This window comes from Salipiger abyssi, assembly GCF_001975705.1.
Taxonomy (GTDB): Bacteria; Pseudomonadota; Alphaproteobacteria; order Rhodobacterales; family Rhodobacteraceae; genus Salipiger; species Salipiger abyssi.
The window spans coordinates 96,407-119,345 of sequence record NZ_CP015091.1 but is presented as its reverse complement, the minus strand read 5'-3'; the positions used below and the strand labels follow the sequence as shown (position 1 = coordinate 119,345).

At 65.8% G+C, this 22,939-nt stretch carries 20 protein-coding genes; 4 read left to right on the top strand and 16 right to left on the bottom strand.

Features of this window, described 5'->3' with window-relative positions; genetic code table 11:
- Position 1 precedes the first annotated feature (1 nt).
- From Ga0080574_RS02080 to Ga0080574_RS02030, 11 genes are all read right to left on the bottom strand, one after another.
- Positions 2 to 1,363 carry a glutamine synthetase family protein gene (locus Ga0080574_RS02080; RefSeq protein WP_076694821.1) on the bottom strand — a complete coding sequence of 454 codons (1,362 nt, stop codon included), beginning with the start codon at positions 1,361 to 1,363 and terminating at the stop codon, positions 2 to 4.
- Positions 1,356 to 2,108: an N-formylglutamate amidohydrolase gene (locus Ga0080574_RS02075; protein ID WP_237219243.1), complete on the bottom strand. Its 753-nt coding sequence runs from the start codon at positions 2,106 to 2,108 to the stop codon at positions 1,356 to 1,358. Before Ga0080574_RS02075 ends, Ga0080574_RS02080 begins: the two co-directional genes overlap by 8 nt.
- A 247-nt stretch (positions 2,109 to 2,355) precedes the next feature.
- Positions 2,356 to 3,246 carry a formyltetrahydrofolate deformylase gene (gene purU, locus Ga0080574_RS02070; RefSeq protein ID WP_076694820.1) on the bottom strand — a complete coding sequence of 297 codons (891 nt, stop codon included), beginning with the start codon at positions 3,244 to 3,246 and terminating at the stop codon, positions 2,356 to 2,358.
- Between the two features lie 41 nt (positions 3,247 to 3,287).
- Entirely contained in the window at positions 3,288 to 4,190 is a 903-nt protein-coding gene (folD, locus tag Ga0080574_RS02065) for a bifunctional methylenetetrahydrofolate dehydrogenase/methenyltetrahydrofolate cyclohydrolase FolD (RefSeq protein ID WP_076694818.1), read from the bottom strand.
- Between the two features lies 1 nt (position 4,191).
- Positions 4,192 to 5,121: an electron transfer flavoprotein subunit alpha/FixB family protein gene (locus Ga0080574_RS02060; protein ID WP_076694816.1), complete on the bottom strand. Its 930-nt coding sequence runs from the start codon at positions 5,119 to 5,121 to the stop codon at positions 4,192 to 4,194.
- Positions 5,121 to 5,879 (bottom strand): electron transfer flavoprotein subunit beta/FixA family protein, encoded by a 759-nt coding sequence (locus Ga0080574_RS02055; protein ID WP_076694812.1) that lies wholly within the window; start codon positions 5,877 to 5,879, stop codon positions 5,121 to 5,123. Before Ga0080574_RS02055 ends, Ga0080574_RS02060 begins: the two co-directional genes overlap by 1 nt.
- Before the next feature lie 93 nt (positions 5,880 to 5,972).
- Positions 5,973 to 8,423, bottom strand: coding sequence for a GcvT family protein (locus tag Ga0080574_RS02050; protein WP_076694809.1), 2,451 nt, complete (start codon positions 8,421 to 8,423; stop codon positions 5,973 to 5,975).
- Positions 8,424 to 8,430: 7 nt separating this feature from the next.
- Positions 8,431 to 9,312 (bottom strand): phosphotransferase, encoded by an 882-nt coding sequence (locus tag Ga0080574_RS02045; RefSeq protein WP_076694806.1) that lies wholly within the window; start codon positions 9,310 to 9,312, stop codon positions 8,431 to 8,433.
- Entirely contained in the window at positions 9,309 to 11,357 is a 2,049-nt protein-coding gene (locus tag Ga0080574_RS02040; protein WP_076694802.1) for an ABC transporter permease, read from the bottom strand. Before Ga0080574_RS02040 ends, Ga0080574_RS02045 begins: the two co-directional genes overlap by 4 nt.
- A complete protein-coding gene (locus Ga0080574_RS02035; protein ID WP_076694799.1) occupies positions 11,354 to 12,388 on the bottom strand; it encodes a quaternary amine ABC transporter ATP-binding protein in 1,035 nt (344 codons plus the stop codon). Before Ga0080574_RS02035 ends, Ga0080574_RS02040 begins: the two co-directional genes overlap by 4 nt.
- Positions 12,389 to 12,510: 122 nt before the next feature.
- Positions 12,511 to 13,455, bottom strand: coding sequence for an ABC transporter substrate-binding protein (locus Ga0080574_RS02030; protein ID WP_076694797.1), 945 nt, complete (start codon positions 13,453 to 13,455; stop codon positions 12,511 to 12,513).
- A gap of 201 nt (positions 13,456 to 13,656) precedes the next feature.
- Here Ga0080574_RS02030 and Ga0080574_RS02025 point away from each other — a divergent pair, with 201 nt between their 5' ends.
- Positions 13,657 to 14,469: a DeoR/GlpR family DNA-binding transcription regulator gene (locus Ga0080574_RS02025; protein ID WP_076694795.1), complete on the top strand. Its 813-nt coding sequence runs from the start codon at positions 13,657 to 13,659 to the stop codon at positions 14,467 to 14,469.
- Positions 14,466 to 15,239: an inositol monophosphatase family protein gene (locus tag Ga0080574_RS02020; RefSeq protein WP_076694793.1), complete on the top strand. Its 774-nt coding sequence runs from the start codon at positions 14,466 to 14,468 to the stop codon at positions 15,237 to 15,239. Before Ga0080574_RS02025 ends, Ga0080574_RS02020 begins: the two co-directional genes overlap by 4 nt.
- Before the next feature lie 9 nt (positions 15,240 to 15,248).
- Here the strand turns inward: Ga0080574_RS02020 and Ga0080574_RS02015 are convergent, their stop codons facing one another.
- Positions 15,249 to 15,911, bottom strand: coding sequence for a TetR/AcrR family transcriptional regulator (locus Ga0080574_RS02015; protein WP_076694791.1), 663 nt, complete (start codon positions 15,909 to 15,911; stop codon positions 15,249 to 15,251).
- 119 nt (positions 15,912 to 16,030) lie between these two features.
- Between Ga0080574_RS02015 and Ga0080574_RS02010 the strand changes: the two genes are divergently transcribed.
- Complete coding sequence (locus Ga0080574_RS02010; RefSeq protein ID WP_076694789.1) at positions 16,031 to 17,155, top strand: HlyD family secretion protein; 1,125 nt, start codon at positions 16,031 to 16,033, stop codon at positions 17,153 to 17,155.
- The gene (locus tag Ga0080574_RS02005) at positions 17,152 to 18,717 is read left to right on the top strand and encodes a DHA2 family efflux MFS transporter permease subunit (RefSeq protein WP_076694787.1); all 1,566 of its coding nucleotides are present in this window, start codon (positions 17,152 to 17,154) and stop codon (positions 18,715 to 18,717) included. Before Ga0080574_RS02010 ends, Ga0080574_RS02005 begins: the two co-directional genes overlap by 4 nt.
- A gap of 48 nt (positions 18,718 to 18,765) precedes the next feature.
- Here Ga0080574_RS02005 and purU (Ga0080574_RS02000) read toward each other — a convergent pair whose 3' ends face one another.
- The 4 genes from purU (Ga0080574_RS02000) to Ga0080574_RS01985 are packed head-to-tail and all read right to left on the bottom strand — an operon-like array spanning position 18,766 to position 22,939.
- Positions 18,766 to 19,650 carry a formyltetrahydrofolate deformylase gene (purU, locus tag Ga0080574_RS02000; RefSeq protein ID WP_076694785.1) on the bottom strand — a complete coding sequence of 295 codons (885 nt, stop codon included), beginning with the start codon at positions 19,648 to 19,650 and terminating at the stop codon, positions 18,766 to 18,768.
- A gap of 22 nt (positions 19,651 to 19,672) precedes the next feature.
- Positions 19,673 to 21,085 (bottom strand): L-serine ammonia-lyase, encoded by a 1,413-nt coding sequence (locus Ga0080574_RS01995; RefSeq protein WP_076694783.1) that lies wholly within the window; start codon positions 21,083 to 21,085, stop codon positions 19,673 to 19,675.
- A gap of 3 nt (positions 21,086 to 21,088) precedes the next feature.
- Entirely contained in the window at positions 21,089 to 22,363 is a 1,275-nt protein-coding gene (gene glyA / locus Ga0080574_RS01990; protein ID WP_076694781.1) for a serine hydroxymethyltransferase, read from the bottom strand.
- 21 nt (positions 22,364 to 22,384) lie between these two features.
- A complete protein-coding gene (locus tag Ga0080574_RS01985) occupies positions 22,385 to 22,939 on the bottom strand; it encodes a sarcosine oxidase subunit gamma (RefSeq protein ID WP_076694779.1) in 555 nt (184 codons plus the stop codon).

The following is a 22,939-nucleotide window of genomic DNA, read 5'->3' as shown; positions in this document are numbered from 1 at the left end:
GTCAGCACCTTTCGAATCCACGAGAGATTTCCCAATCCGTCACCGCCGCGTCGAACGCTTCCTGCTCGACCTCGGCGGCGCGGGCGTAATGATCGACGACCCCGTCGCCGAAAGCCGCGCGCAGCATGGCCGAGCCGCGCAGCGTCTCGGTGGCCTCGCGCAGGGTGGTCGGCACGTTCGCCGCGCCGTCATTGGCATAGATGTCGCCCGAGATCGGATCGGGCAGCGCCAGCTCTTCCTCGATCCCGGCGAGACCGGCGGCCAGCATCGCCGCCTGCGCCAGATAGGGGTTCATGTCCGAGCCGCCGATCCGGCACTCGATGCGCACGCCCTTCGTCCCCGCCCCGCACATGCGGAACCCGGCGGTGCGGTTGTCGACCGACCAGACCGCCTTGGTCGGCGCGAACGTCCCCTTGCGGAAGCGCTTGTAGCTGTTGACGTAAGGCGCCAGGAACACGGTGTAATCGGGGGCGTATTTCAGCAGCCCGGCCACGAAATGATCCATCAGCGCGGATTTCCCCATCGGCCGGGCGGGATCGTGAAAGGCGTTCTCCCCGTCGCGGAACAGCGAGCAATGCACATGGCTGGCCGAGCCCACCTTGTCCGCGTGCCATTTCGGCAGGAAGCTGGCAGTCAGCCCCTGCGCGGCGGCGATATCCTTGGCCGCGTGCTTGGCGATGGTGTGGTAATCGGCGCAGCTCAGCGCATCCTGATAGCGCAGGTTCAGCTCCTCCTGCCCGGTCTCCGCCTCGCCCTTGGAGCATTCCACCTCGATCCCGGCGGCGTAGAGCATGTTGCGCAGCGGGCGCATCACCACCTCGTCGCGTGTGCTGAGCTGGATCGCGTAATCCTGGTTGTGCTCCACATGCGGGCGCAGATTGCGGAACCCCGCCTCGCGGTTCTCCCGCGCGGTGCCCTCGAAGAGGAAAAATTCCAGCTCGGTCGCCATCATCGGCGCGAGCCCCCTCTCCGCCAGCCTTGCGATCTGGCCCTTCAGCATCTGCCGGGGCGCGTGGGCCACTGGCGCATGCGCCTCGTGATCCTCCAGGTCGCAGAGCACCATGGCCGTGCCCTCAAGCCAGGGCAGCGGGCGGATCGTGCTCGCATCGGGCCGCATGGTGTAATCGCCATAGCCGGATTCCCAGGACGTGGCGCGATAGCCCTCGGGCGTGGCCATCTCGAGATCGGTCGCCAGCAGGTAGTTGCAGCAATGGGTCTCGGCATGGGCATGGTCGAGAAAGTTCTGCACATGAAAGCGCTTGCCCATGAGCCGCCCCTGCATGTCCACCAGACAGACAAGCACAGTGTCGATCTCACCGGTGCTCGCCTTCTGCCTCAGGTCTTCGAGTTTGTCGTCAGGCATCGTTGCCTCCTCCGTTCATGGCGGGCAGGGCAAGGGCAATGCGCCGGGCAAGGAAGCGCCCGGCCTGCAATTGCGCGGCCTCGCTCGCGATCAGGTCGTTGCGTATCTCCAGCATGACATTGGGCCAGTCCCGCGCAATCCCGTGCTCGACAAGCGTGTGCGTCACCCCATCCTCGGGGCCGTAGGGCGCGTTGCGGGTGGCGCGCCAGGGCGCGGCGCCGGGCCAGTCCGACAGCAAGGCGTCGGCAAGCCGGCTGTCGCGGTCGTGCAGGATGCCGATTTCGCAGTCGCGCGGCACGCCCTGATACACGGGCGTGAAGCTGTGAACCGTCACCAGCACCCCCTGCCCCCGCGCCTGCATGAGCGCGGCCAGTGCCTTGCGGAAGGGCGTATAGACCGCCGCCGCGCGCTCGGCCCTGTCGGCTTCAGAGAGCGCCCTGTTGCCGGGAATCTCGTACAACTCGGAGCGTTCCGGAAAGGCGCTCGGTGCCTCTGGCGGGCGGTTGCAATCGTAGATCAGGCGCGACACGGAGCCTGCCACCAGATCGGCATTGAGCTCCGCCGCCATCGCCCGCGCCACGCCAAGCGCGCCGGGATCCCAGGCGATATGCGCACGCCGTGCGTCCTCGCCCAAACCCAGCGTGCCAAAGACCTCGGGGAAATGGTTCGACGCATGTTCACAGACCACGACCACATTCGCCGATGGCCGGGTCTCGTCTCGCGCCTCGATCAGGGGCAGGAACACGATGGGACTCCTCGCTGTGGCACCGCGCAGTCCGGATGTGGCATCCGATGGCGGATTCGTTGTTTTTTGTTGATATATTGAGTCTATTTCCCACATAAATCAACCTAAATGTCGAGATTTTCGGTCATGTGGACAGGTTTCTCAACGCCACCGCAGACATGATCCAACATCGCGCACTTACCCGGACCTCGCGCCTGCATCTTCATCTTTCCGCAAATACTCAAACCCGGCGCCGCAGGCGCCGCCTCTAGCCCATCCGCTCGGAGGCGTAGGAACCGGGCGAGGCCGGGAACACCACCGTCTTGTTGCCGTTCAGGAAAACGCGGCGGTGGATATGCGCGTGGATTGCGCGGGCCAGCACCTGCGCCTCCACATCGCGGCCCAGAGAGACATAGTCGGACGGGCTTTGCGCATGGGTCACCCGCACCGTGTCCTGCTCGATGATCGGGCCTTCATCCAGATCGGCGGTCACGTAATGCGAGGTCGCGCCGATCAGCTTCACGCCGCGCTCAAACGCCTGCTTGTAGGGGTTCGCGCCCTTGAAAGACGGCAGGAAGGAGTGGTGGATATTGATGATCCGCCCCGACATCTTCTGGCACATCTCGTCGCTGAGGATCTGCATGTAGCGCGCAAGCACCACCAGCTCGGCGCCGGTTTCCTCGACCACCTCCATGATGCGGCGCTCGGCCTGCGGTTTGTTCTCCTTGGTGACCTTGATGCAGTGGAAGGGGATGTCGTGGTTCACCACCACCTTCTGATAGTCCATGTGGTTCGAGATCACCGCCACGATCTCCACTGGCAGCGCCCCGATGCGGCAGCGATAGAGCAGGTCGTTCAGGCAGTGGCCAAAGCGCGAGACCATGACGATGACCTTCATCCGCTCGGTCTCCGAGAAGAAATGATAGGTCATGCCAAAACGCTTGGCGATCTCGCCGAAGGTCTCGGTCAGACCATCCGGAGAAACCGCGACATCCTCTTCGGGCGAAAAGCTGATCCGCATGAAGAAATTGCCGGTTTCGGCATCGTCGAACTGCGCACTGTCGGTGATATGGCACCCCTGCTCGGCAAGAAAGCCCGAGATCCCGGCGACGATGCCGCGGGTGGATTTGCAGGTGACGGTAAGGGCGTATTTGCTCATGCTTCGGTCCTTGCTTCGGTATGGGCTGATGATCGGCGGGCTCAGGCGCCAGGTGCCGGGGTCAGATCCGGATCCGGCAGGCCGGCCTGCCGGCAACTCGCGATCAGTGTATTGGCCAGCAGGCAGGCAATGGTCATCGGTCCGACGCCGCCGGGCACCGGCGTGATCGCCCCGGCCACCGCCGCCGCCTCGTCAAAGGCGACATCGCCGATGAGCCGCGCCGTACCATCCGGCCGAACGACCCGGTTGATGCCGACGTCGATCACCGTGGCGCCGGGCCTGATCCAGTCGCCCCGGACAAGCTCGGGACGACCGACGGCGGCGACGAGGATATCCGCCTGGCGGCAGAGCATCGGAAGATCCCGGCTGCGGCTGTGCACCACGGTCACCGTACAGTTTTCCGCCAGCAGCAGCTGCGCCATGGGCTTGCCGACGATGTTGGAGCGACCCAGCACCACCGCGTGCAGCCCGGAAAGATCCGCGTGCCGCTCGCGCAGCAGCATCATGCAGCCCAGCGGTGTGCAGGGCACCAGCCCGGGCTGCCCCGTCGCCAGCCGCCCGGCATTCACCACATGAAAGCCGTCGACATCCTTGGCGGGGTCGATGGCGGCCAGCACCCGCATCGGGTCGATATGCGCGGGCAACGGCAGCTGCACGAGGACGCCGTGCACGGCGGGGTCGGTATTGAGGCGCGCAATGAGCTCCAGCAGCGCCGCCTCGCCCGTGTCTTCGGGCAGCTCGTGGGCAAAGGACTGCATGCCCGCCTCCGCCGTGCGGCGGCGTTTGCTACGGACATAGACCTGGCTTGCGGGGTCGCTGCCGACCAGCACCACCGCAAGCCCGGGGCGCAGACCCTGCGTTGCCCCGAGCCCGGCGGTGCGGGCCGCGACGGTCTCCTGCAACCGCGCGGCCAGCGCCTTGCCATCGATACGCTGGGCCGTCATCTCAGCCCAGCTTTCCTGTCAGCTCGGGCACCGCGTCGAACAGATCCGCCACGAGGCCGTAGTCGGCCACCTGGAAGATCGGCGCCTCCTCGTCCTTGTTGATCGCGACGATGATCTTGGAGTCCTTCATCCCCGCGAGGTGCTGGATCGCGCCCGAGATGCCGCAGGCGATATAGAGATCCGGCGCCACCACCTTGCCGGTCTGACCGACCTGCCAGTCGTTCGGCGCGAAGCCGCTGTCGACCGCCGCGCGCGACGCACCAACGGCAGCGCCCAGCTTGTCCGCCAGCGCGGTGATCAGCGTAAAGCTGTCCTCGGAGCCCACGCCACGACCGCCGGACACGACGATGCCGGCAGAGGTCAGTTCCGGGCGGTCGCTCTCGGCCACCTTGTCCTCGATCCATTCCGACAGCGCCGGATCCGGCGCCGCCGCCACATCCTCGAGCGGGGCCGCGCCACCGCCCGCCGCCGCGTCGAAATTCGCGGTTCGGAAGGTGATGATCTTGGTGCTGTCCGAGGAACGAACCGTCTGCGTGGCATTGCCCGCATAGACCGGTCGCTCGAACGTGTCGGCATCGACGACGGCGGTCACATCGGTCAGCACCATCACATCCAGCAGCGCCGCGACGCGCGGCAGGATGTTCTTGGCATCGGTGGTGGCCGGCGCCACGATATGGCTGTAGCCCGGCGCCAGCGACACGATCAGCGCCGCCACGGGCTCTGCCAGGCGATGGCCGTAAAGCGCATCTTCGGCAACCAGGACCTTGGTCACACCGGCAATCCCGGCGGCCTCTTCCGCCGCCGCGCGGGCCGAGGCCCCGGCGGCCAGTACGGTGACCTCGCCCAGACCTTGCGCGGCGCTGACCGCCTTGGCGGTCGCATCGGTGGCCAGCACCCCATCGGTGAGTTCGGCAATCAGAAGAACGGACATCACACAGCTCCTGCGTCCTTGAGTTTCGCCAAGAGCTCGTCGACCGAGCTCACGATGATCCCGCCGGCGCGTTCCGCCGGTTCGCCGGTGCTGACGATTTCCAGCCGCGGCGCCACGTCGACGCCGAGATCGGCGGCGGTCTTTTCGTCGAGCGGCTTTTTCTTCGCCTTCATGATATTGGGCAGCGAAGCATAGCGCGGCTCGTTCAGCCGCAGATCGGTCGAGATGACCGTCGGCATGGCCACCCGGACGGTCTGAAGCCCGCCATCGACCTCGCGGGTCACCACGGCCTTGCCGTCCTCGACATCCACCTTGTTGGCATACATCGCCTGCGACCAGCCGAGCAGCGCCGAGAGCATCTGGCCGGTGGCGCCCAGGTCGTTGTCGATGGCCTGCTTGCCGCAGAGCACCAGCCCGGGCTGCTCTTCCTCGACGATCTTCGCCAGGACCTTGGCCACCGCCAGCGGCTCGATATCGGTATGCACATCCTCGGCAGCCGTCACCAGAACCGCCCGGTCGGCGCCCATGGCCAGCGCCGTGCGCAGCACCTCCTGCGCTTGTTTCACACCGATGGAGACGACGATCACCTCGGAGGCCTTGCCGGCCTCCTTCAGGCGGATCGCCTCTTCCACCGCGATCTCGTCGAACGGATTCATCGACATCTTGACGTTCGCCAGATCGACACCGCTGCCGTCCGGCTTGACGCGGACCTTCACATTGTAGTCGATCACACGTTTTACGGGCACGAGTACCTTCATAGCCTGCCTCCTTGAGCAGTCTTGCAGTCAGTTCAGGGATTTCGGGAGGAGCCCCGCGCCGGTTCGGACACCGCGCGGGGCAAGGGGATCAGGTCAGCATTTGACCCGTTCCATCTTGGGATCGAAGAGCGGCGCCAGATGCACCTTGCAGGGCACCCGCTTGGTCGCGACCTCGAGCTCGTATTCGCCCGACAGCACATAGTCGGCATCAATGGGCGTGTCGGAGCGGACATAGCCGTAGCCGATCCACTGGTTCAGCGTGTAGCCGAACCCGGCGGAGGCGAGATAGCCGACCCGCTCGCCATTACGGAAGATCGTCGAGCGACCGCAGATGATCGTGTCGGGGTCGTCGGTGGTAAAGGTGGCGAGCATCTTGCTTACCCCGCCGTCCTTCTGCGCCTGCACCGCCTCGCGCCCCTTGAAGGGGATATTCTTGCGCAGCTTGCAGGCCCAGCCGAGCCCGGCTTCCATCGGTGTGTAATCCGGGCCGATTTCGCCCGACCAGGCGCGATAGCCCTTCTCCAGCCGCAGGCTCTCGATCGAGCGGTAGCCCGCGTCGATCAACCCATGCGCGGCGCCCGCCTGTTTCAGCGCGGCATAGACCGTGGTGGCATATTCCACCGGCAGGTGCAGCTCCCAGCCCAGCTCGCCCACATAGGTGACGCGCAGCGCGTTGACCGGGCAGCCGGCGATGCCGATGGTCTTGGCAGTGCCGAATTTGAAGCCCTCGTTCGACACGTCGTCGCGGGTGACCGCCGAGAGGATGTCGCGGGCACGCGGCCCCATCAGCGACAGCACCGCATAGGCCGAGGTCACATCCACGAGCTGCGCGTTGCAATCGGCGGGGATGTTCCGGGCGATCCAGTCGAAATCATGGGTCGCATAGCCGGTGCCGGTGACGATGTAATATTCGTCCTGCCTGGTGCGCACGCAGGTCAGGTCGCATTCGATCCCGCCCCGGTCGTTCAGCATCTGGGTGTAGATCAGCCCGCCCACCGGTTTGGCCACGTCATTGGCGGCGATCCAGCTCAGCGCCTTTTCCGCGTCCGGCCCCTTGAGGATGAACTTGGCAAAGGAGGTCTGGTCGTAAAGCACCGCCGCCTCGCGCGCCGCCTTGTGCTCGCGGCCCACGGCGTCGAACCAGTTGGGCTTGCCATAGGTGTAGATGTCCCGTGCCTCCTCACCCGCCGACAGATCCGCGTACCAGTTGGGCCGTTCCCAGCCGAGCTTTTCGCCGAAACAGGCGCCGTTGGCCTTCAGCGTGTCGTAGAGCGGCGACTTGCGGCAGGGCCGGCCCGAGCTGTGCTCTTCGGAGGGCCAGGCCATGGTGTAATGCTTGGCATAGGCCTCCAGCGTGCGGGTGCGCACCCAGTCGGTATCGAAATGCGGCCGGCCGAAACGGCGGATATCCACCGGCCAGAGATCGAAGGGCGGCTCGCCATTGGCCACCCATTCCGCCAGCGCCATGCCGGCGCCACCGCCGGCGGCGATGCCGTAAGCGTTGAAGCCCGCGCCGACGAAGAAGTTCTTCAGCTCCGGCGCCTCGCCAAGGATGAAATTGCCGTCGGGCGTAAAGCTCTCGGGGCCGTTCACCAGCTCCTTGATCCCGGCGCTTTCGAGCGCGGGAACGCGGCCCAGCGACAGCTCCATGAGCTGCTCGAAATGGTCGAAATTCGAGCTCAGCAGCGTGTAGTGAAAGCCCTTGGGGATGCCGTCCATCGCCCAGGGGATCGGGTTGGCCTCGTAGCCGCCCATCACCAGCCCGCCGACCTCTTCCTTGTAATAGGTCAGCCGGTCGGGATCGCGCAGGGTGGGCAGATCGCCGGTCACGCCGTCGATGCGCTCGGTCACCATGTACTGGTGTTCCACCGGCACCAGCGGCACGTTCACCCCCACGGTCTTGGCGAAATCGCGGGTCCACTGTCCGCCGCAGACGATGACCTTTTCGCAGGCGATATAGCCCTTCTCGGTCTTCACCCCCTTGATCACCCCGTCCTGGAGGTCGATCTCCAGCACCTTGGTGTCCTCGTAGATCTTCGCCCCAGACATGCGCGCGCCCTTGGCCAGCGCCTGGGTGATGTCGGAGGGGTTGGCCTGCCCGTCGGTCGGCAGATAGGCCGCGCCCACCACGTCGTCGGTGGTCATCAGCGGCCAGAGCTCCTTGGCCTCGGAGGGCGTCAGCAGCTGCATGTCGAGCCCGAAGGACCGCGCGGTGGTGGCCTGACGCTTGACCTCGGTCCAACGCTCCTCGTTACAGGCCAGCCGTAGACCGCCATTCATCTTCCAGCCGGTGCCGAGCCCGGTTTCCTCTTCGAGCGTGCGGTAAAGCTTCACCGACTCGCCCAGAAGCTGGGTGATATTGGCGTTCGAGCGCAGCTGCCCCACCAGCCCGGCGGCGTGAAAGGTGGTGCCCGAGGTCAGTTTCTTGCGTTCGAGCAGGACCACCTCGGTCCAGCCCAGTTTGGCCAGATGGTAGGCTGTCGAGCAGCCCACGATGCCGCCGCCGATGATCACGGCTTTGGCGCTGGTCGGAAAGTCGGTCATAAGATCCTCACAAACGTTCGAAGTCTTTGAGCGCGGCGGCGAGCCGGGCCCGGTTTTCCGCCGTATAGGCGGCGTAGTCGAAGTCGATTTCCGAGTGGAGCTCGGACACCATGCTCCACATCGTCTCGCGCAGCAGCGAGCCGCATTTCATTGCCGCATAGGCGCGCCAGAGCGTATCGTCGGCGGGTTTGCCGTAGTAGTCGGCGAGCAGCCCGCGCTCCTGCGCCGCGTCGAGCCCGGCATTGGAGGCAAGCCCCGCGAGATCGAAGAGCGGCGAATTCAGCCCGCCGTAGTCCCAGTCGATCAGCCACATCCGGTCGCCCGCATCGAGCAGGTTGGCGGGCAGTAGGTCGTTGTGGCCCAGCACCACCTCCACCGGCCCGACCGCCGCCTCAAGCGCCTCGGCGATTTCGAGGAATTCCGGCAGCGACGGCACATGCGGCGAGCCCGCATCGCGCAGGGTGGCGGCGTAATCGCGCACCACATGAAAGACCCAGAACATCAGCACCGGACCGCGTAGCTGCCGTGTCCCCTCGCGGTGCAGCCGCTTGAGCAGCGGCAGGACGCGGGCAAGCGTGTCGGGGTCGCGGATATCCGCTTCGGTCAGCGCCCGGCCCGGCACGAAATCCATGGCGAGGATGCCCGGTTCCGCATGCACGATGGCGGGTGACAGGCCGACCGCATGCGCGGCGCGGTGACAGGCGAGCTCGTTGAAGCGCATCACCTGATGCACGGGGATGTCCCCGCCGACCCGCACCACGTAATCGCGGCCGGCATCACTCAGGCGGATATTGTGATTGGTGATCCCGCCGCTGAGCGCCTGGGCGTTCTGCGGATCGCGCCAGATCGGCAAGCTCAGCGCGCGGTGAATGGCCTCGTCCAGCGTCATTGCTCGATCCCCAGCTTGCGGCGCATCTGCCGCGCCGAGGCGGCGAGGATGCGGTCGGCGGTAATGGCGATAAAGGCCACAGCGAGACCGACGACGATCCCCTGCCCGGTATCGGCCTTGGTCAGTGCGATATAGACATCCTGACCCAGATCGCGGGTGCCGACCAGCGCGGTGATCACCAGCATCGACAGCGCCAGCATGATCGTCTGGTTCAGCCCCAGCAGCAGCTCGGGCACGATCATCGGCAGCTTGATCCGCCGCATGAGCTGCGCAGGCGTACAGCCCGAGACGATGCCCGCCTCGATCACCTGCGGGTCGATGGAGCGGATGCCATGCGCGGCGTAGCGGACGGCGGGGGCGAGCGCATAGGCGACGATGGCGATCATCGCCGAGAAATCGCCGACCCGGAACAGCATGACCACGGGGATGAGGTAGACAAAGCTCGGCAGGGTTTGCAGCGTGTCGACAAAGGCGCCGATCACCCGGTTCGACCCGGCGCTTCCGGCGGCCCAGATCCCCAGCGGGATGCCGATGACGGAGGCGATCACCACCGAGACACCGCAGAGATAGACCGTCATCATCGCCGGCGTCCAGAGACCGGCCAGAACGATCAGCCCAACCAGGCAAAAGACCAGCGCGGCGAGTCTCCAGCCCCCGGCGCGCAGCCCGATCAGCGTCGCGGCAAAGAGGCCCCAGACCCAGGGGATGCCGGTGAAGAAGCCGCGCACCGGCAGCATGAACCATTGCAGGATCATGGTCTTGATCGCGTCGAGCGTGTCGAAATAGGTGACGTTGATATATTCCATCGCCCGCGTCCAGAAGGCGCCGGTGCTGATCTCGGCGGCGGCCGGGTAGTTCTGGATCCAGGGCAGCACCATGCCCGCGAGGAAGGTCGCCAGCGCGACCGCCGCCGCCGAGAGCGCCCAGCGATGCCGCCGCAGCCAGCCGCCCTGCGCCTGACGCGCGGTCTGCTCGACGGTGCGGGTGGCGTATTCCTGGCTCAGCCGGTCGAGCGCGATGGCCAGCACGACGATGGCAATACCCGCCTCGATGCCGCCGCCGATATCGAGCCGGCGCAGCGCGGTCAGCACGTCATAGCCAAGCCCTCCGGCGCCGATCATCGAGGCGATGATCACCATGTTCAGCGTCAGCATGATCACCTGATTGACCCCAACCATGATGGTGGGCTTGGCCGAGGGGACCATGACCTTCCACATCTGCTGGCCGGGGGTGCAGCCGACCATGCGCCCGAGCTCGGCCAGCTCTTCGGGCACGCCGCGCAGGGCGACGATGGTGACGCGGATCATCGGCGGCATGGCATAGATGATCGTCGCGACCAGCGCTGAAACCGGGCCGAAGCCGAACATGAAGAGGATCGGCACCAGATAGGCAAAGACCGGCACGGTCTGCATCAGGTCGAGCACCGGGCGCAGCATCAGGTCGACCCAGCGCAGCCGGTAGGCGAGGATGCCCAGCAGCAGCCCGCCGCCCGCCGCCAGCGGCACCGCGATCAGCACCGAGGACAGCGTGACCATGGCGCTTTCCCACTGGCCGAACACCGCGAGATAGCCGAAACAGCCGCCCATCAGCGCGGCGAGCGCCCAGCTCTTGGTGTAGTGGCCAAGTGCGACGACCGCATAGACCACCGCGACCCAGGAGAGCGGAGGCAGGATCTGCACCGCCTGCTGGCCCTGACCAAAGACCAGCCCGCGCACGAAGAGATCGAGCACCAGATCGTAGGGCGCCTCGATCATCGCTGCGAGGCCGCGGGTGATCTCGCGGAATTGCAGTCCGAGGATGCGCGCATCCTCCAGCAGCCAGGTCATGAAGGCAGAAATCCGGCCCTCGAAATCCGGCTGCCAGGCGCTCGGAAAGCGGATGATCCAGCGCGCATCCAGCGCCTTGTAGAGATCGAAGGCGTAGTGCGAGATGAGCGCGGTGGAGAGGAACAGCGCCGCCCAGAACAGCCACGGCTTGCGCAGCAGCGCGGTAAGGCCGTTGGCCTGCCCGGCGGGGGCGGCAAGATCAGTTTCGGCTTGGCTCATGCCCCGCCCCTCCGGCCGACCAGCACGTCGATGACCTCGCGCCGTCCGATATGGCCCACGGTGACGCCATTGGAGTCGCGCAGGTTGAACACACCGTCCGCGCGTTCGATCTGGTCGGCGACAGTCTCGATCCGGGCGTTTGCGGGCAATTCGCCGACAACGCCGCTCTCGGCGGCGCCCGCGCGCATGACCGAGCCCAAAGTCAACACCTTGGCGCGCGGCACATAGCGGGTGAATTCGGCGACGTAATCGTTGGCGGGGTTCTGCACCAGCTCTTCGGGCGTGGCGATCTGCACGATCTCGCCGTCATGCATGACGGCAATGCGGTCGGCCAGCCGGATCGCCTCGTCGAAATCGTGGGTGATGAAGACGATGGTCTTTTTCAGCATTGCCTGAAGCCGCATGAACTCGTCCTGCATCTCGCGGCGGATCAGCGGGTCGAGCGCCGAGAACGGCTCATCGAGGAACCACAGGTCGGGCTCGACCGCGAGCGAGCGCGCGATGCCGACGCGCTGCTGCTGCCCGCCGGAAAGCTGGCCGGGATAGCGGTTTTCGCGCCCCTTCAGCCCGACGAGTTCGATCACCTCGCGGGCGCGCTGTTCGCGGGTCTGGCGGTCGATGCCCTGCACCTCCAGCGGAAAGGCGGCGTTCTGGAGGACGGTCAGATGCGGCAGAAGCGCGAAATGCTGGAACACCATGCCCATGCGCTTGCGGCGGATCTCGATCAGCTGCTTGTCGGATTTGCCGAGGATTTCCTCGCCGTCAAAGATCAGTTGCCCGCCGGTGGGCTGGATCAGCCGCGACAGGCAGCGCACCAGCGTCGACTTGCCGGAGCCGGAAAGCCCCATGATCACAAAGATCTCGCCCTTTGCGATCTTGACGTTGGCGTTGCGCACCGCACCCACCATGTGCTGGGCCTGGAAATCCGCCGTTGTCGGCGCCCCGCCATGGGCTTTCAGGAACTCGTCGGGCGCGTGGCCGTAGATCTTCCATAGGTCGATGCATTCGAGCAGGATCGAACTGTGTGTCATGTGTCAGGTCTCCCGGCGGCGTCCGGCGGGCCGGACGCGGGCAGTGACAGTCGCCTCAAGAGACCCGCGCCGCCTTGAGCCGGCGCGGGCAAGTTGGGCCGGCCGAAGCCGGCAGGGAGAGTTCAGTCCGCGATCCAGGCCGACCACACGTCCTTGTGGGCGTCGAGCCATTCCTGCGCGACGGCATCGACGTCCTGGCCGTCGAGATCGACCTTGCCGACCATTTCGCCCATCGCGGCATTGTCGAGCGTGAAGGCCTCGATAGCGGCGGCGGCACCGGGCCATTTCTCGGCGACGCCGGACCAGCCGACCTTCCAGATATTGCCGGTGGGCTTGCCGCAATCATAGGCCATGTCGGGATTGATGCCCCAGGAGGGATCTTCGTAGCAGGCCGGCTCGTAATCGGGGAAATCGACGAATTCGCCCTCGTATTTCGCCGGTGCCCAATGCGGCGAATAGAGCCACAGCACGATGGGCGCCTGACGCTGATAGGCCGATTCAAGCTCGGCAAAGAGCGCCGCATCGGTGCCCGCATGCACGACCTCGAAATCCATGCCAAGCGACTCGATGCGCTCTTCGTCAAAGCCGCCCCAGGTCACCGGCCCGCCGAGATAACGCCCGAACGGCGCGGTCTCTGCCGTGGCGAATTCCTGCGCGCAATCGTTCAGCGCCTGCCAGTCGGGCAGGCCCGGGCAGATGTCTTTCATGTAGGCGGGGAACCACCATTCCTCGATGGCATCCATGCCGGTGGGGCCGAAGGAGACCACGTTGCCGGTGGCAAAGGCTTCGTCCATCGCCTCGCGCCCGGTGGTTTCCCAGATCTCCATCGCCACATGCAGGTCGCCGGTCTTCAGCCCGGCGAACTGCGCGATGTAGTCGGCCTGAACGTATTCGACATTGTAGCCCGCTTCCTCGAGCACCTTGCCCATGATCGTGGTGGTGAGAAGCTGGCCGCTCCAGTCGTGCAGCGTCAGCTTGATCGGATCGGTGCTTTCCACCTCTGCAAAGGCGGCGCTTCCGGCTGTGAGGGCCAGCGCGCCGACCCCGATCGCTCCAATAATGTTCATAGTACCTCTCCTGTCGTCTGTCTGATCTTGTCAGGGGGCCGGTTGCTCCGGCTTCCATGGTTCGAAAATCATCAGGTTTCAGACATAAATCAACATCTTTTTCGATTTATACCATTTTTTTCCTGTATTAATGTTGAAAAATGTGGCTTTTTTCTCGTGTCACGCATCGAAACGCGCTTGCGGCAGCAGGAAACAACACGCATGGACCACCGAACCAATACGACCGCCGCCGCACGGGGGCATGAGATTCTGGAGATTCTCCGCCTCTCCGGCGGCAACAGCCGGATCCAGACACTCGCCGAGACGCTCGGGGTCACCGAGGAGACCATCCGGCGCAACGTTAAGAAGATGTCGGATGACGGGCTGGTGCATAAGGTGCACGGCGCGGTGCATCTGGCCGAGACCAAGACCGAGCTCAGCTTTTCCGCCCGCATGTCCGAGGCGCCCGACGCGAAACGCCGGATCGCGGCGCATGTGGCCAGGCGGGTGCCCGACGGTGCCTCGCTCTTTCTCGATATCGGCTCGACCACCGCCTATATCGCGCAGGCCTTGCAGGGGCATTCGGATCTGTTCATCGTGACCAACTCGGTCGCCGTGGCGCATGCGCTGGCGGCGCGCAACGGCAACCGCGTCTTCATGCCGGGCGGCGAACTGCGCGGCCATGACGGTGGTATCTTCGGCGTGGACGCGCTGGATTTCGTCGAACGCTTCCAGACCGATTTCGCCATCCTCTCCGCCGCCGCCATCGACGCACAGAAAGGCATTCTGATCTTCGATCTGGAGGAAGCCAAATTCTCGCGCGCCATCATGGACCGTGCCACCACACGTATTCTCGCCGCCGACAGCACCAAGTTCGGCCGCCGCGCGCCGATATCGCTCGCCGATCCGCATCTGCTCGATCTGCTGATCACCGACGCGCCACCGCCGGACGATCTCGCCGCAGCGCTTGCGGCGCTCGATATCGAGGTCAAACTGGCCTCGGCCCGCCCCCAGACAACCGGAGCCCCCCAATGACTGATCTGACCACCGCCTTGCAGGCCGCGCTCGACATCACGGGCGCGGCGGCCCGCATCTCTGCCGGGGCCTTTGCCAGCCCGCCGCCCGCCGACCTGAAGGAAGACGAAAGCCCGGTCACCCGCGCGGATCGCGACACGGAACTCAGCATCCGCGATGCACTGTCGGAAAAATTTCCCGAAGACGGGATCTTTGGCGAGGAGTTCGGCACCGCGGGGCTCGACCGCGCGCGCATCTGGGTGGTCGACCCGATCGACGGCACCAAGAGTTTCATCACCGGCGTGCCGCTCTTCGGTATGCTGCTGGCACTAGTCGAGGACGGGCTGCCGCAGCTCGGCATCATCCGCCTGCCCGCGCTCGGCACGGTCTATACCGGCCTGCGCGGCAAGGGCGCGGAAAAGGACGGCGCACCGATCGCCGTCTCGGGCTGCACCGCGCTGGCCGAGGCGACGCTCTTTGTGAACGAAGGCGAAAAGATCCATGCGGCGGACCCGGCGCTCTTTGGGCGGCTCTGCCGTGCCGGCAAGCTGCGCCGCATGAGCTATGACTGTCAGCCGCACGCACTGGTGGCCGAGGGGCGCATCGACGCCGTGGTCGATTACGATCTCAAACCCTACGACTACCTGCCGGTTGCGGCGGTGGTGGAGGCCGCCGGCGGAATCATGACGGACTGGGACGGCAAGCCGCTCGATTTCGACTCCGACGGGCGCGTGGTCACCGCCGCCACACCGGAACTGCACGCGGAGCTGCTGGATCTGGTCAGGGGCTGAGCCCCTGTTTCAGGCCTTGTAGGCGGCCATGAACACCCGCACCGCCTCGCGCGCGACGCGGTCGATTTCCGCGTCGTCCGGCGCGTCCGGACGGCGCCCGAAGAGCCGCGCGCGCCAGGTGTTCGTCGTCGACAGCTCGACGAACTGCGACGCCGCGAGCGCCGGATCGGGCACCGCGAGGTTGCCCGCCTCCGTCTCTTCGCGCAGGAAGGTTTCGAGCCGGTTCAGGAACTGCCGCGCGCCGGCTTCGTAAAAGCGGATGCCGAGCTCCGGCATGCGCTCGACCACGCTCACCACGATGCGCTGCGCGCGGATCACATCGTCGGAGCTGAGCTGCGCGGCAAGGCCGGTGGCATAGGCAAGCAACCGCTCCTCGATACTGCCGGCCTCGGCGAGCCGCCCGACGATCCCGTCAAACAGCGCCTGCCGCTTGCTTTCGACCAGCGCAACAAAGAGATCTGCCTTGTTTTCGAAATAGACATAGAGCGTGCCCTTCGAGACCCCCGCCGCCTTGCAGATGCTGTTCATCGAGGCCGCGTCGAACCCCTGATCAACAAACACACGCCAAGCGCCCTCCAGAATCTGGCGGCGCTTTTCGGGGTCCTGGCCGGCGGCGTGGCGGCGCTTGTGCGCGTCGGCCTCTGCCCCGTCGCTGAGTGTCTGCGGTGTCATGGGAGACAATATAATCGAACCAACCGGTTCGATGAAGCCTTGATTTTGTACGGAGACCCTCCTAACTGGTATCGAACCGACCGGTTCGATCCGTACCTCCTTGTTCCGAAGGCCCGCCCATGTCCCGCCAAGACCGCATCGACGCTGCAAACACCGAAACCCAAGCGCAGGCTGAGCCGCCGAAAAAGCGCGGCGGTCGGGCGCGGGTGCTGGGCGGGATCGCGCTGCTGGCGCTGCTGGCGGGGGGCTATGCGGGCTATGGCTGGTGGACCAATGGGCGGTTCATGGTCGGCACCGACGACGCCTATGTGCAGGCCGACCTGTCGCTGGTTTCCTCCAAGCTTCAGGGCTATGTCGCCGAGATCCCGGTGCAGGCCAACCAGCATGTGAGCAAGGGCGACGTGCTGGTGACCATCGAGGACGGCGATTACCGCATCGCGCTGGAACAGGCGCAGGCCAAACTGCCGACGCTCGACCGCACGCTGGCGCGGATCGAGGCGCAGATCACCGCCGCCAAGGCCAGCGTCACCCAGGCCGAGGCAGAGCTTTCCGGCGCCGAGGCGCGGCTGCATACGGCCGAGACCACCCAGGCGCGGATCAAGGGGCTGGCCGCGCGCAAGGTCGCCTCACAGGCCGATCTCGACGACGCCAACGGCGCGCTGCAAACCGCGCGGGCCAACCGCGCCGCCGCCCTCGCCTCCATCGAACGGGCCAAGGCGGAGATCGCCGTATTGCAGGCCGAGCGCGCCGAGACCGAGTCGAGCCGTCGCGAGCTTCAGCTCGACATCGACCAGGCGCAACGCGATCTCGATCACACGGTTCTGCGCGCGCCCTTCGACGGCATCGTCGCCAATATCGCCATCGAGGCGGGCGAGCTGGTCAATGTCGGCGCCCGGCTGGCCGCCGTCGTCCCCGACCGGGGGCTCTATGTCGAGGCGAATTTCAAGGAAACCCAGCTCGACGGCATCGTGCCGGGCGAGACCGCGACGCTTAGCATCGACGCGATGGAGGGCAACGCGATCGAGGGCCGGGTCGTCTCGGTCGCGCCGGCCACCGGCTCGGTCTTCTCGCTGCTGCCGGCGGACAACGCCACCGGCAATTTCACCAAGATCGTGCAGCGCGTGCCGGTGCGCATCGAGCTGCCGGCAGAAACCGAGGGACTGCGCGCCGGGCTGTCGGTAGTGGTCGAGATCGACCGCCGCACCGCCCCCGCCGGCACCCATGTGGCGCAGGCGCTGAAATGAGCGCCGCCGCCGCAGACCAGCCCGAGGAGCCACAGATCACGCCGCGCCGGGTCGCGGCGTTTCTCGTCATGGTCTTTGGCATGTTCATGGCGATCCTCGATATCCAGATCGTCTCCGCCTCGCTGCCCGAGATCCAGGCCGGGCTCGGCGCCTCTGCCGACGAGATCAGCTGGGTGCAGACCTCCTATCTCATCGCCGAGGTGGTGATGATCCCGCTTTCGGGGCTGCTCGGGCGGATGATGTCGACGCGCTATCTCTTCGCGGCCTCGGCGGCGGGATTCACCGCCGCCTCCTTCATGTGCGCCACTTCCGGCTCGATCAACGAGATGATCCTGTGGCGCGCGGTGCAGGGCTTTCTCGGCGGCGGCATGATCCCTTCGGTCTTTGCCGCGGCCTTCACCATCTTCCCCGCCTCCAAGCGCAGCGTCGTCTCGCCGATGATCGGCCTTGTCGCCACGCTCGCCCCCACCGTCGGCCCCACGGTCGGCGGCTATCTCAGCCACGCCATGAGCTGGCACTGGCTGTTCCTCGTCAACGTGCCCGCCGGCATCGGCGTGACCATCGGCGTGCTGGCACTGGTGGATTTCGACAAGCCGGACTGGAGCCTCTTCGACAGTTTCGACTGGATCGGCCTCGGCGCGCTGGCCTGCTTCCTCGGCGCGATGGAATTCGTGCTCGAAGAGGGCCCGGGCAATGACTGGTTTCAGGACGAGATCGTTGCGGCGCTCTTTGTCGTCATGGTGGTCGGCGGGATGGTGACCTTCTGGCGCGCCTTCACGCGGAAAAACCCGGTGGTGGATTTCTCGGCCTTCGGCAATGTGAATTTTGCCGTGGGCTCGGTCTTCAGCTTCGTCATGGGGATCGGGCTTTACGGGATGACCTATCTCTACCCGCTCTACCTGTCCTCGATCCGCGATTACGACAGCCTGATGATCGGCAAGACGGTCTTCGTCTCCGGCCTCGCGATGTTCTTCAGCGCGCCGCTGGCCGGGTTTCTTTCCTCCAAGATCGACCTGCGGGTGATGCTGCTGGCCGGCTTCGTGGGCTTTGCCACCTCGTCCTGGATGCTGACCGGAATGACCGCCGAGTGGGATTTCCAGGAACTGCTCGTGCCGCAGATCCTGCGCGGCCTGTCGCTGATGATCTGCATGGTGCCGATCAACAACCTCGCGCTCGGCACGCTGCCGCCGGACAAGATGAAGAGCGCCTCGGGGCTCTATAACCTGATGCGAAATCTCGGCGGTGCGGTGGGGCTGGCGGTGATCAACACGCTGCTGACCGACCGCGGCGCGCTGCACCGCGCGCGGCTGGGCGAGGCGCTGAGCTGGTCCAACCATGAGGCGCTGCGTCAGCTCGACATGCTGGGCGCGAATTTGCAGGCGCAGGGGATCGACGGCGAAAAGGGCGCTCTGGCGCAGCTTGTCGGGCGCGTGGCGCAACAGGCGACGGTGATGTCCTTCATCGACGTGTTCACGCTGATCACGGTGCTGTTCGCCGGGCTCGCGGCGCTTGCACTGGCGATGAAACCGCCGCGCCCCGGCGGCGGTGGCGCGGCGCATTGACGGCCCGCGCGGCATGGGCGCCGCGCGGACTCTAGGATCGTTGCAGGTTTAGCCCATACGCTCCGAGGCGTATTCGCCGGGGCTCGCGGGGAAGACCACGGTCTTGTCACCGCTCTGGAACACCCGGCGGTGGATATGCGCATGGATGGCGCGGGCCAGCACCTGGCTTTCCACGTCACGACCGAGCGAGACGTAATCCTCCGAGCTTTGCGCATGGGTCACGCGCACCGTGTCCTGCTCGATGATCGGACCTTCGTCGAGATCGGCGGTCACGTAATGCGAGGTCGCGCCGATGAGTTTCACGCCGCGCTCGAAGGCCTGCTTGTAGGGGTTCGCACCCTTGAAGCTCGGCAGGAAGGAGTGGTGGATGTTGATGATCCGCCCCGACATTTCCTTGCACATCTCGTCGCTGAGGATCTGCATGTAGCGCGCCAGCACGATCAGGTCGGCGCCGGTCTCGCGCACGATGCGCATCTGCTCGGCTTCGGCCTCGGGCTTGTTGGCTTTGGTGACCTTGATGCAGTGGAACGGCAGATCGTGGTTCACCACCACTTTCTGATAATCCATATGGTTCGAGATCACCGCCACGATGTCGATCGGCAGCGCACCGATGCGCCAGCGGTAGAGCAGGTCGTTCAGGCAGTGGCCGAACCGGCTCACCATGATGATGACCTTCATCTTCTCCGACGGGTCGTGGAATTCGTAATCCATGTCGAAGCTCGCGGCGGTGGCGGCGAAGCCGTCGCGCAGCGCCTCGCGGCTGCGGCCCTGCTCCGAAACAAAGCTGAGACGCATGAAAAAGCGGTCATTGGCGATGTCGGAGAATTGCGAGCTGTCGTGGATGTTGCAGCCCTGCTCCGCCAGATAAGCGGAGATCGCCGCCACGATGCCCGGGCGCACCGGGCAGGAGACGGTCAGGATGATCTTGGTCATGTCTGTTGGACCTTTCTTGAACTCAGCATTCCGGCAGGTTGACGGCAATCCCGCCGGTCGAGGTTTCCTTGTATTTCTCGCTCATGTCCTGCCCGGTCTGGAGCATCACGCGGATGCAGTTGTCGAGCGGCATGAAATGCTCGCCATCGCCACGCAGCGACAGCGCGGCGGCGGAGACGGCCTTGATCGCGCCGAGCGCGTTGCGCTCGATGCAGGGCACCTGGACCAGCCCGGCGGCGGGGTCGCAGGTCATGCCCAGATGGTGTTCGAGCGCGATCTCGGCGGCGTTCTCGATCTGCTTGTTCGATCCGCCCAGCACCGCGCAGAGCCCGGCGGCGGCCATGGCGGCGGCGCTGCCGACCTCGGCCTGACAGCCGGCTTCGGCGCCCGAGATCGAGGCGTTGTGCTTGATCAGCCCGCCGATGGCAGAGGCGGTGAGCAGCAGGTCGCGGCAGCCCTGGCGCGTCGCGCCGACGCAATGGTCGCGGTAATAGCGGATCACAGCCGGCACCACACCCGCAGCGCCGTTGGTGGGCGAGGTCACCACGCGGCCCCCGGCGGCGTTCTCCTCGTTCACCGCCATGGCATAGACGCTCATCCAGTCATTGGCCTGATGCGGCTGGGCGAGATTCATGCCCTTTTCCGCCTGAAGCTGGTCGTGGATCGCCTTGGCGCGGCGGCGCACCTTGAGCCCGCCGGGCAGGATGCCCTCCTGCTCCAGTCCGCGCGCGACGCATTCGTCCATCGTGTCGAGAATACGGTCGATCTTGTCGTCGAGCGCGGCGCCGTGCAGCACGCGCTCGTTGGCGCGCTTCATCTGCGCGACGCTCAGGCCGGATGTCTCGCCCATCTCCAGCATCTCGGCGGCGGTGCCGAACGGATAGGGAAAGCGCTGCGCGGCCTTTTCGTCGTGCAGGCTGTGCTGGTCGTCGGCTTTCTGCGCCGCGAGCTCCGCCTCGGTGAGGACAAAGCCGCCGCCCACCGAATAATAGGTCTGCTGGTAATAGGTGTTGCCGGCCTCGTCATAGGCCTTCAGCACCATCCCATTGGCATGGCCCGGCAGCGGCGGCCCGAAATCGAAGACCAGATCCGCCTCGGTGTCGAAGACCAGCGGCGCCAGCCCCTCGGGATGCACCATGCCCTCGGCCCGCACCTGCGCCTCGAGTTCTTCGGCGCGGTCGGGATCGAGCGTCTCGGGCAGCAGCCCGCAAAAGCCAAGGATCACCGCCCGGTCGGTGGCGTGGCCCTTGCCCGTCCAGGCCAGCGAGCCGTGAAGGCTCGCCGCCAGCCGGTGCAGATTGCCCGCACCGGGGATCTTCTCGGCCCCACCGCGCAGATCCTCAAGGAACCGCGCGGCGGCCACCATCGGCCCCATCGTATGCGACGACGAGGGGCCGATGCCGATCTTGAAGACATCGAAGACCGAGAGGAACATGGCTCAGCCTTCGACGCTGTAGATGGGGAAGCTGTCGCAGAGCGCGCGGACTTCCTCGCGCACGGCGGCTTCGACCTCTGCGTCGCCCTCGGGGTTCAGCGACAGCGCGTCGATGACCTTGAGGATCAGGCTGCCGATCAGCTCGAACTCGGCCTCCTTGAAGCCGCGCGTGGTGCCCGCCGAGGTGCCCAGGCGGATGCCCGAGGTGACGAAGGGTTTCTGCGGATCGTTGGGGATCGAGTTCTTGTTGCAGGTCAGGCCCGCGCGCTCCAGCGCGATCTCGGCGACCTTGCCGGTGACGCCCTTGGGTTGCAGGTCGACCAGCACCATGTGGCAGTCGGTGCCGCCCGAAACGATGCCCAGACCGCCCACCTGCAGCACATCGGCCAGCGCCCGGGCGTTCTCGATGACCTGCGCGCCGTACTCGGTGAAGGAGGGTTGCAGCGCCTCGCCAAAGGCCACGGCCTTGGCTGCGATCACATGCATCAGCGGTCCGCCCTGGTTGCCCGGGAAGACAGCCGAGTTCAGCTTTTTCGCCAGCGCCTCGTCATTGGTCAGGATCACCCCGCCGCGCGGGCCGCGCAGCGTCTTGTGGGTGGTCGAGGTCACCACATGGGCATGCGGCACCGGGTTCGGGTAATGCCCGCCGGCAATGAGACCGGCATAATGGGCCATGTCCACCATCAGGTAGGCGCCGACCTCGTCCGCGATCTTGCGGAAGCCTTCGAAGTCGATCTTGCGCGGATAGGCCGAGGCGCCCGCGACGATCAGCTTGGGCTTGGTCTCCAGCGCCTTTTCACGCACCTTTTCCATGTCGATCAGGTGGCTGTCGGCATCGACCTCGTAGGAAACGACGTCGAACCACTTGCCCGACATGGTGACCGGCGAGCCGTGGGTGAGGTGGCCGCCATGGGCGAGGTTCAGGCCCATGATGCGGTCGCCCGGTTGCAGCAGCGCCAGGAACACCGCCTGGTTGGCCTGCGCGCCGGAATGCGGCTGCACGTTGGCAAAGCCCGCGCCGAAGAGCTGCTTGAGCCGTTCGATGGCCACGGTCTCGACCTTGTCGACGAATTCGCAGCCGCCGTAATAGCGCTTGCCCGGGTAGCCTTCGGCATATTTGTTGGTGAGCACAGAGCCCTGCGCCGCCATGACATCGGCGGAGACGATGTTTTCAGAGGCGATCAGCTCGATCTGGCTCTGCTGGCGGTCGAGCTCCTCGGCCACGGCAGAGGCGATCTCGGCATCACCGATACGGGTCTTGGGAAGATGGTCGAACATGGATGCGATCCTGAGAAAAGGTCAGTGGGACTGTGCCGCGAGTTCGCGGCAGCCGGTGTCGAGCAGCGCCAGGACATGCGGTGCAAAGCTTTGCCACACATCCATGCGGAAACGGTCCTCGGCATCGCGCCAGAGCACGACGGTCACCCCGTCGAACACCGTGCGGCGGCCCTGGCCGGGCAGGATCGTCTCGATGTCGCGCGGGCAGCCCAGCGTCAGCAGCTCTGCGGCCTGCGCGCCTTCGATCTCGAAAGTGACCTCACGGCCAGAGATGTCAACCAGGCTATGAGGATGTGCCTCGTAGATCTCGGCAAAGGCCGCCTCGATCTGGGCCGCGCGCGGCACCGGCGTGGTCAGCGTCCATTCGTCGGGGCCGAGCCGGAGGATCTCCGTCCCGTCCACCGAGGCGCGCTGACCGATGGAGAGCGGCAGCCCCACCCCGAGCGCCGCACCGAAGGGCGCCAGATCGCCACGGGCACGCAGCGACAGGCGGCCGATGGCGGGGGCCTTGCTGATCCGGGCGGCGCTGGTCTCGACCAGCGCGCCGGAGGTGAAGGAGGATACAGGTGCGTTCAT